Source organism: Flavobacterium sp., assembly GCF_034111225.1.
Taxonomy (GTDB): domain Bacteria; phylum Bacteroidota; class Bacteroidia; order Flavobacteriales; family Flavobacteriaceae; genus Flavobacterium.
On the sequence record NZ_JAWUXR010000001.1, the window covers coordinates 62,633 to 71,100 of the forward strand.

Genomic DNA, 8,468 nt, shown 5'->3' on the forward strand with positions numbered 1-8,468 from the left:
TCATTAAAATGACTCTTTATTTATTTAAAAAATTTAGTTTTTCATAAATTAAATCTGTTTCAAAACCGCGTCTTAAAAAATAGTCAACAAATTTTTTATTTTTTTTTGGTCCTTTCTTTTCATTGATGGTTTCCCAGTGCTTTTCTGATAAAGAATGGAATTTTTCCAAATAATTTTCATTGTCAATTTCTTTTAAAGCAATTTCAATTAGTCTTGAAGAGATATTTCTGAATTTCAATTCGCTTTTAATTTTATTTCTTCCCCAGTTTTTGTAATTGTGTTTTCCGCGAGCAAAACTGCATACAAATCGTTCTTCATTTACATAATTATTTTCAATAAGGTGTATTAAGATTTCTTCTTTAACCGCAGGAATTAAAAAAAAAGTATTTAATTTTTCGTCAATTTCTTTGAAACACCTTTCTTGATATACACAGTAATGCTCAAGTTTCTGCTTGATTTCCTGAATGTTGTATGTTTTGTTAGTGTTGATTTTCAATTTCTTAACTATTTAATAATGAGCAAAACATTTTATCTATAACAAATATTAATTTATATTTGTAGGCTGTCCAAATTTATAAAAACTATGCAAGCATAGCGATTTAAAACACAAAAACATGAGATTAAAATTACTACTATTAACTTTTTTGTTGAGTTTATTTTCAATTAACACATCAAATGCTCAATTAATCCAATGGAATACATTTGGAAATTCAGGAACAGAACTTACTGAGCCAAGCGTTTCTAATGACCCAAATATATCGAGTTCAAATTTAATTTTAGGCTCAGGGATAACTGCCGCTGCAAATGCAAACAGGTTTGGAGGAAATAATTGGTGGAATACTGGAAATACTTCTCCGTCTACATTGGCTGAGGCTGTTGCAGGTAATGATTACATACAGTTTACAGTTACTCCAAATGTTGGTTTTTCATTTACAGCTACTTCATTTGTTTTCAATTGGGATAAATCTGGAACAGGACCTCAAAATGTAGCTCTTCGCTCTTCAAATGATGGTTATGTTGCAAATTTAGGTGTTGTAGTTCCAACTGCTGCTATAGGGACGCAGAACACAATTACTATAGCTGGACTTGTTAACATTACTGTTGCCACTACATTTAGGATATATGGTTATGGCGGTTCTGCTACCACTGGAACAGGGGGGTTTGATATTGGTTCTAATGTGGTAAACGTTATATTAAACGGTAGTACTAGTCCTACTGCCGCTGCACCTGAAATAAATATACAAGGAAATACAGTTTCAATAGTTTCAGGTGACGCAACGCCTTCTCTAACAGATCATACAGATTTTGGTTCAACTCCAACTACGGGTGGAACAATAGTGCGTACTTTTACAATACAAAATACAGGCACTGCTGTTTTAAACGTTGGTGCTATAACTTTTAGCGGTGTCAATGCAGCTGATTTTAATGTTACAACTGCTCCTTCTGCGACTGTTGCAGCAAGTGGTTCTACAACTTTTCAAGTAACTTTCGACCCATCTGCTGATGGATTAAGAAATGCTGTAATAAGCATTGTAAACAATGATAGTAATGAGAATCCATATACTTTTGCAATTCAAGGAAATGGTGTAAGTGCTCCAGTAATTACAAGTAGTTTGACTGCTTCTGGAAATCAAGGATTACCTTTCACATATACAATTACAGCTACCAATACACCAACAAGTTATAATGCTACTGGTTTGCCTGCGGGTTTAACTATAAATACAGCAACAGGTGTAATTTCAGGAACGCCTTCTGTAATGGGTTCTTTTAATGTAACAATTACAGCTACTAACGCAGCTGGTTCTGACAATCAAACTTTAGTAATTACTTTAGGAGCTGGGCCATGTTTAAATCAATCGGCTTTTACAAGTACTCCAGCAGGTTGGTCTGCAACAAGTGTTACTTATGCTTCTAATGAAGCTGTTTTTGGTAGTAGTACAGGGGAATTAGCAACTGTAGCAGTTTCAAACCCTACTAGCTTAACATTTGATTTAAGAAGAACTAGCAACACTTCTGCTAAAGATTTAATTATAGAGATATCGACAACAACTCAAGGTGGAGCATATACCACTGTTACCACTTATAATCACGGTAATACAACATCTAATTCAACAACATTTTGTACAGTTGACCTTTCTGCTTATACTGCATTTTCAAATGTTTATATAAAGTTTAGAAAATCGTCTTCAACTACTTCTCCTTGGTATTTACAAAACGTGAATGTTTATTGTGGTCCCGCTATTGTTCCTGAAATTGCTATAATTGGTAATGCTCTAACAATTGCTGACGGAGATGCAACTCCTTCTGTATTAGATAATACTGATTTTGGAAGTGAATTAGTTGGAAATACAATTGTAAAAACATTTACAATTGAAAATACTGGAGTAGACCCATTAACTTTAACGGGTGCTTCTCCTTATATTGTCATATCTGGTACAAACGCAGCTGATTTTAGTGTTTCTGTTGTTCCTTCAGGAACAATAGCGGCAGCTGGGACTACAACTTTTGAAATAACATTTCAGCCTTCAGCTTTAGGTTTAAGAACTGCAACATTGTCTATTGATAATAATGATGCAGATGAAAACCCATATAATTTTAGCATTCAAGGTCAGGGAATTACTTGTACTCCAACATTGTCAGTTAGTTCAATTTCGCCAACAACTGGTCCAGTAAACACAATTGTAACAATTAATGGTTTAGGTTTTTTAACCGCAAGTACCGTTAGGTTTGGAGCGTTAAATGCTTCTTTTACAATTGTTTCAGACACGGAAATTCAAGCAACTGTGCCTGCAAGCGCAACTTCAGGAAACATTGTAATTCAAGACTCTTTAGGTTGTGATTTATCATACTCTACATTTACAGTAATTACAGATGACAAAACAACATGTGACCCTGCAGCAGTAGGAATTACTGAGCTGTTTATTTCAGAAGTTACAGATGCATCAACAGGTTCATTATCATATATTGAAATTTTTAATGGAACCGCTTCTGTTATTGATATGACAGATTATGAAATATACATAAGGAATAATGGGAGTCCTACAGGCGATGACATTGCACTAACAGGTACTTTAGCGCCAGGAGATTCTTTTACTTTAGCTACTAGTGTTGGTGCAGCATGTGGGGTTGCTGGGGGAGATGGTACTTTAGCAGATCAAAATGATGTTTCAAGTGGAGTTAATAACAACGATTGTATTCATTTGGCAAAATTGGGAACTATTATCGATACTTGGGGTGTTTGTGATGGTTCAAGTTGGATAAATGCTCTTGGATTAGGTTCTGCTGGTTATGATTTTAAACGTAAAGCTACCGCTACTCCTTTACCAAGTACAACATTCGTTTCAACAGACTGGGATATTATAGATTTTAATAGCTGTAGTGATGATTATTCTTTAATAGATAGTTATGAGGGTATTCGTAATCCTCCTTTAACAACATCTCCAGCATACGCTTTTAATTGCGGAACAAATAGTGTTGTTTTGAGTGTTGTTGGAACAGAAGCTTTAGCAGGAGGATCTGGGTTAACATATCAATGGTTTGTAAATGCACCTGGCGCACTTGGATGGACTTCGTTAACAAATGGAGGAGTTTATTCTAATGTTACAACCGGAGACATGACAATTTCAAACCTTTCAGGATTAGAAGGATATCAATACTATTGTCAAGTAATGGAAGATACTGCAACTTGTTTTGTTGCGTCAAATGCAACTATTATAGGTGTTGGAGCAAGTTCAACTACTTGGAATGGATTAGCTTGGAGTAATGGAGTTCCAACTTCAATAGCTTTTGCAACTATAAACGGCGATTATAACACAACTTTAAACGGTAATATTGAATGTTGTAGTTTATTAGTAAACTCTGGATTTACACTTAATGTTCAAAGTAATACATATGTTGAAATACAATATAACTTAACCGTTAACGGAGCTCTTAATGTTTTAAATAACGGTTCATTAGTTCAAGTTGACGATTCAGGTGTTAATACAGGTAATATTTCTTATCAAAGAAACACTTCAGGTGTTGCATTAGATTATGTGTATTGGTCATCTCCAGTTGGAGGCGTAAATACACCTGTAGGAGTTGTATATAGTTGGTCGCCAACATTTGCAAATCCAAATGGAGGTCAAGGTTATTGGATTGGTGCAGCAAGCACAGCTATGCAATCTGGTAAAGGTTATATTATGCGTGATGTTTTCTCTAGAAACTTTATTGGAGTAGCAAATAATGGTATTATAACTAGTCCTATTGAAAGAGGAAGTGATTTAAACGCAGGATCGGTTGGTCCTAATGGAACAATGCGAACTATAACAGATGATAATTGGAATTTATTAGGAAATCCTTATCCATCTGCAATAAGTATAAGTACTTTTTTATCTACTAATGTGGAATTAGATGGGTTTGTAAGACTTTGGACACACGGTACATCACCTAGTACTGCAATTGCAGATCCATTTTACGATAATTTTGTTTCTAACTATACAGCTGCCGATTATATTGCTATTAACGGGGCGGGAGCTACAAGTGGTCCTGGAACATTAAGTGTTATCGGTGGTGGTCAAAGTTTCTTTGCTTTAATGAACCCGGGAGCAGCAACTACTTCTATAGCAACCTTTAATAATTCTATGAGAGATAAAGGTTATTCTAATAGTCAATTTTATAGAAATGCAAATAATAGCAATTTAGAAGTTTCTAAGAGCCGTATTTGGTTAGATTTAACTACGCCAAGTAATGAAGCTACGAGGTCTTTAGTTGCTTATGTTGATGATGCGACTAACTTAAGAGATAGAATGTATGATGCATTAACTGATTATAAAAGCTCACAAAACCTTTATACTTTAATAGGTTTAGATGTGTTTGCTATTCAAGGTAGAGCTACTTTTAATGAAAATGATAAAGTTTCGGTTGGGTTTAAAACATCAATTCCAGGAACTCATGTTATTTCTATTGCAGCTCTTGATGGTCTTTTTGAAAGAGGACAAAATATATATTTAGAAGATAAAGAATTAAACGTTATTCATGATTTAAGACAAAATCCGTATAGTTTTTATGCTTTGCCAGGAATACACAACGAAAGATTTGTTTTAAGATATACTGATGGAAGATTAAGTAATGACGATGACCAATTGAACGAAAATGGATTGTATGTGGTTTCTGATGAGAACATTCAAATAATTTCTAATAACATGAAAATTAAGAGTATTGAAATATTTGATGTGCTTGGAAGAAAATTAATTTCTAAGACAAGCATAAATTCTAATTCTGTTTTTGTTAATGAAATTGTAAAAACAAACAATGCATTAATTGTAAATGTAATATTAGAAAATGACACTAAAGTTAGTAAAAAAGTGTTGTTTTAAGAAAATCACTCTTAAATAATTATTTTAAAAGCAATTCTGAAAAGAATTGCTTTTTTGTTTTTTTTAATTACATTTGTTTTGCCTATTTATTAACCAAATCTACTTAATATGAGCAAAAGTTACCTACTAGCTTGTGTTTTCTTGTTGTCATTTATGACGTCAATTAGCGCGCAAAATAATCAATTGTCTAACACTGCTGTTACAAAACAGTTTGGGAGAGAAATTGAATCTACACAAGAATTAACCCCAAGTGGGCATATAAGATGTTCTTCTACAGAGTATGAAGCTTATTTGAAAAAACAATACCCAAAAAGAGCAACAACAAACGAATTTGAAGATTGGTTAGCCCCAAAAATCAATGAATATAAAAGACAAATTGCCAACGGAACTTTAAACAGAGCAACCGTTTTAACAATTCCCGTAGTTGTACATGTAATACATAATGGCGATGCATTAGGAACAGGTGAAAATATAAATGATGCACAAGTTCTTTCTCAAATTCGTGTTTTAAATGAAGATTTTAGAAAAATATTGGGTACTCCGGGTTATAATACTAATCCGGTAGGTGCTGATATTGAGATAGAATTTTGCATGGCTCAAACAGACCCACTTGGTAATACTACCAGCGGAATTAATAGAGTAAATGGCGGTTCAGCTAGTTACGACTCTATGGCTGCAACAAACACAATGAAGGCTAACACTTCTTGGGATCCAACTCAATACTTAAATATGTGGTCGGTACGCTTTGGCGGTGGTATGGCAGGAACTTTAGGTTTTGCACAATTTCCTGATAGTTCTGGTTTAGCAGGGCTGAACGCTTCTGGAGGAGCAGCTAATACAGATGGAGTTGTTTCTTCTTTTGATGCATTTGGCTCACAAGCATATGCTGCGGGTTCGTATAATCCTACCTATAATCTAGGTAGAACAATGACACACGAAGTAGGTCACTGGATGGGATTACGTCACATTTGGGGCGATGGAGCCTGTGGAGTAGATGATTTTTGTGCGGATACTCCCGAATCTGACGCATCTAATTTTGGTTGCCCTACAACACATGTCTCTTGTGGCACAGTAGATATGGTTCAAAATTATATGGATTATACAGATGATTCTTGTATGAATATTTTTACACAAGATCAAAAAACAAGAATTCGTACCGTTTTTACAGTTTCACCACGAAGAGCATCATTGGCTAGTTCAACAAAATGTCAAGGGCCAAGTCCTATAATTAGATTTACAAATCCTACAGGATCTATAAATGAAGGAACAAATTGTAGCTTTACAGATGTTACTTTCCCAATTACTATAGGAAAAGTTGCAACTGCTAATGCTACTGTAACTTTTAATGTTACTGACGTTACTGCTACTCAAAATGTGGATTATACAATTGTTAATCCAACGGTTACTTTTCCTACAGGTTCAACAACTACTCAAAATTTAACAATAAGAGTTTATAATGATGGCTTAGTAGAAGGAAATGAAACTTTTGATGTAACATTAACTTTAAACGCTAATGGTGGTGATGCAGTATTAAATAATGCAGCTAAAACAATGACTATAACTATAGTTAATAATGATATCGTACCTACAGTAACGCAAACGAATACAATATTAACTGAGGATTTTGAAACCGCTACAGGATGGACAATTGTTGATACTAATGCTGATACTTGGGGCCTTGTTACAGGTGCTAATGGTATAGGTACTGCTCCAAATACTATAGTAGGTGGATGTGCTTATTCAGAAAAAAGTAGAACTTATTTAGGGGGAACTGGAAGCGCTACACCTAATAATTACATTGTTAGTCCACAAGTTACAATTCCTGTTGGAGCAACATCGGTAAATTTATCATATATTTTAGCTGGTTATGGAGCAACTTCAGGGAATTTTATAGCTTATTTTACAACTACTCTTAATCCAACTACGGCTGCACAAATTACTTCTGGAACAATTATTCAAGCCAGTACTACACAGGCTGCAGGAACATCTAGTTTAAAAAATCATAATATGCTTCCTTTTGCAGGTCAAACAGGACATATAGCATTTGCTCACATTAATAATAATACTGCTACAGGATTATTATTATTAGATAGTGTTTTATTACAATCTGTTACTTCAACACTTGTACAAACAGATGTAAATACAGCTACTTTGTATCAAGCAACTATTCAAACATCTGGTACAGCTTACGCTACAGATGCTTCAACCGGAAAAGTAATGGCAAGTGTTGTCAACACAGGTGGTTTTAACTATGGATGTACATCAGTGTCAGTAAACAGAAGTCAAGTTTCTATTGGTGCAGCTACAACCGCATTTATAGACGCTAATGTTTCAAATGCAATGCTAGCAAAAACATTTAATGTTACAACTGCAAGCGATACACCTTCAGGCGCATATACTGTTAAGTTCTATTTTACTGAAGCAGAAGTTGCTGCATGGGAAACTGCAACTGGTAAAACAAGAAGCCAGTTAAACATTATTAAAGTTCAAAATAACAATATTAGTGTTGTTAATGCATCCAATTATACTTCATATGTTATTGAAGAAAAGCCAGTGACAATTACGTCTTTTGGTGCAAATGTTGTTTTTGAAGCTAGTTTTACAACTCGTATGTCAGGAGGATATGCTGTAGGTCCAAAAACAGGTATTAACTGTGGGGATATTGCCTCTACTTGGAATGGTTCAGTATGGTCAAATGGCGCTCCTAGTAAAGTAACTGCTGTTACTTTTGCAGGAACTTATAATTCATCAGCAAATGTTGATGCATGTTCAGCAACAATTAACTCAGGGATTAATGTAACGTTTAATGCAGGACATACTTTAAATGTTAATAATGCTGTAATTGTAAATGGAACAGGTAGTTTAATCATTCAAAACAATGCAGGTTTACGTCAATTAAATGATGCTGCAATTAATACTGGAAATATTATTGTAAGAAGAGTTGCTACACCAACTATTCGTTTAGACTATACAGCTTGGTCTTCACCGGTTGTTGGACAACAATTACAAGCATTTTCTCCAAACACTGTATCAACACGTTTTTATCAATATCTATATACTGGTACAACTACACCAACGGCTTATCAATCAGTTACAGCAACAACAAATTTT

General features: G+C 34.4%; 3 protein-coding genes. 2 read left to right on the forward strand and 1 reads right to left on the reverse strand.

Translation table 11 applies throughout. From position 1 onward, the window contains the following. Window positions 1-16 precede the first annotated feature (16 nt). A complete protein-coding gene (locus UXY25_RS00265) occupies window positions 17-496 on the reverse strand; it encodes a regulatory protein RecX (protein ID WP_320813989.1) in 480 nt (159 codons plus the stop codon). Between the two features lie 118 nt (window positions 497-614). Here UXY25_RS00265 and UXY25_RS00270 point away from each other — a divergent pair, with 118 nt between their 5' ends. Together UXY25_RS00270 and UXY25_RS00275 are read left to right on the forward strand one after the other, a co-directional pair. Next, the gene (locus UXY25_RS00270; RefSeq protein WP_320813990.1) at window positions 615-5,357 is read left to right on the forward strand and encodes a choice-of-anchor D domain-containing protein; all 4,743 of its coding nucleotides are present in this window, start codon (window positions 615-617) and stop codon (window positions 5,355-5,357) included. Window positions 5,358-5,465: 108 nt separating this feature from the next. Beyond that, a partial coding sequence (locus tag UXY25_RS00275) for a M43 family zinc metalloprotease (RefSeq protein WP_320813991.1) occupies window positions 5,466-8,468 on the forward strand: 3,003 nt, incomplete at its 3' end.

Excerpts from the sequence above, each read along its gene's own strand:
- UXY25_RS00270 (WP_320813990.1), top strand. The coding sequence starts at position 615 with ATGAGATTAAAATTACTACTATTAACTTTTTTGTTGAGTTTATTTTCA.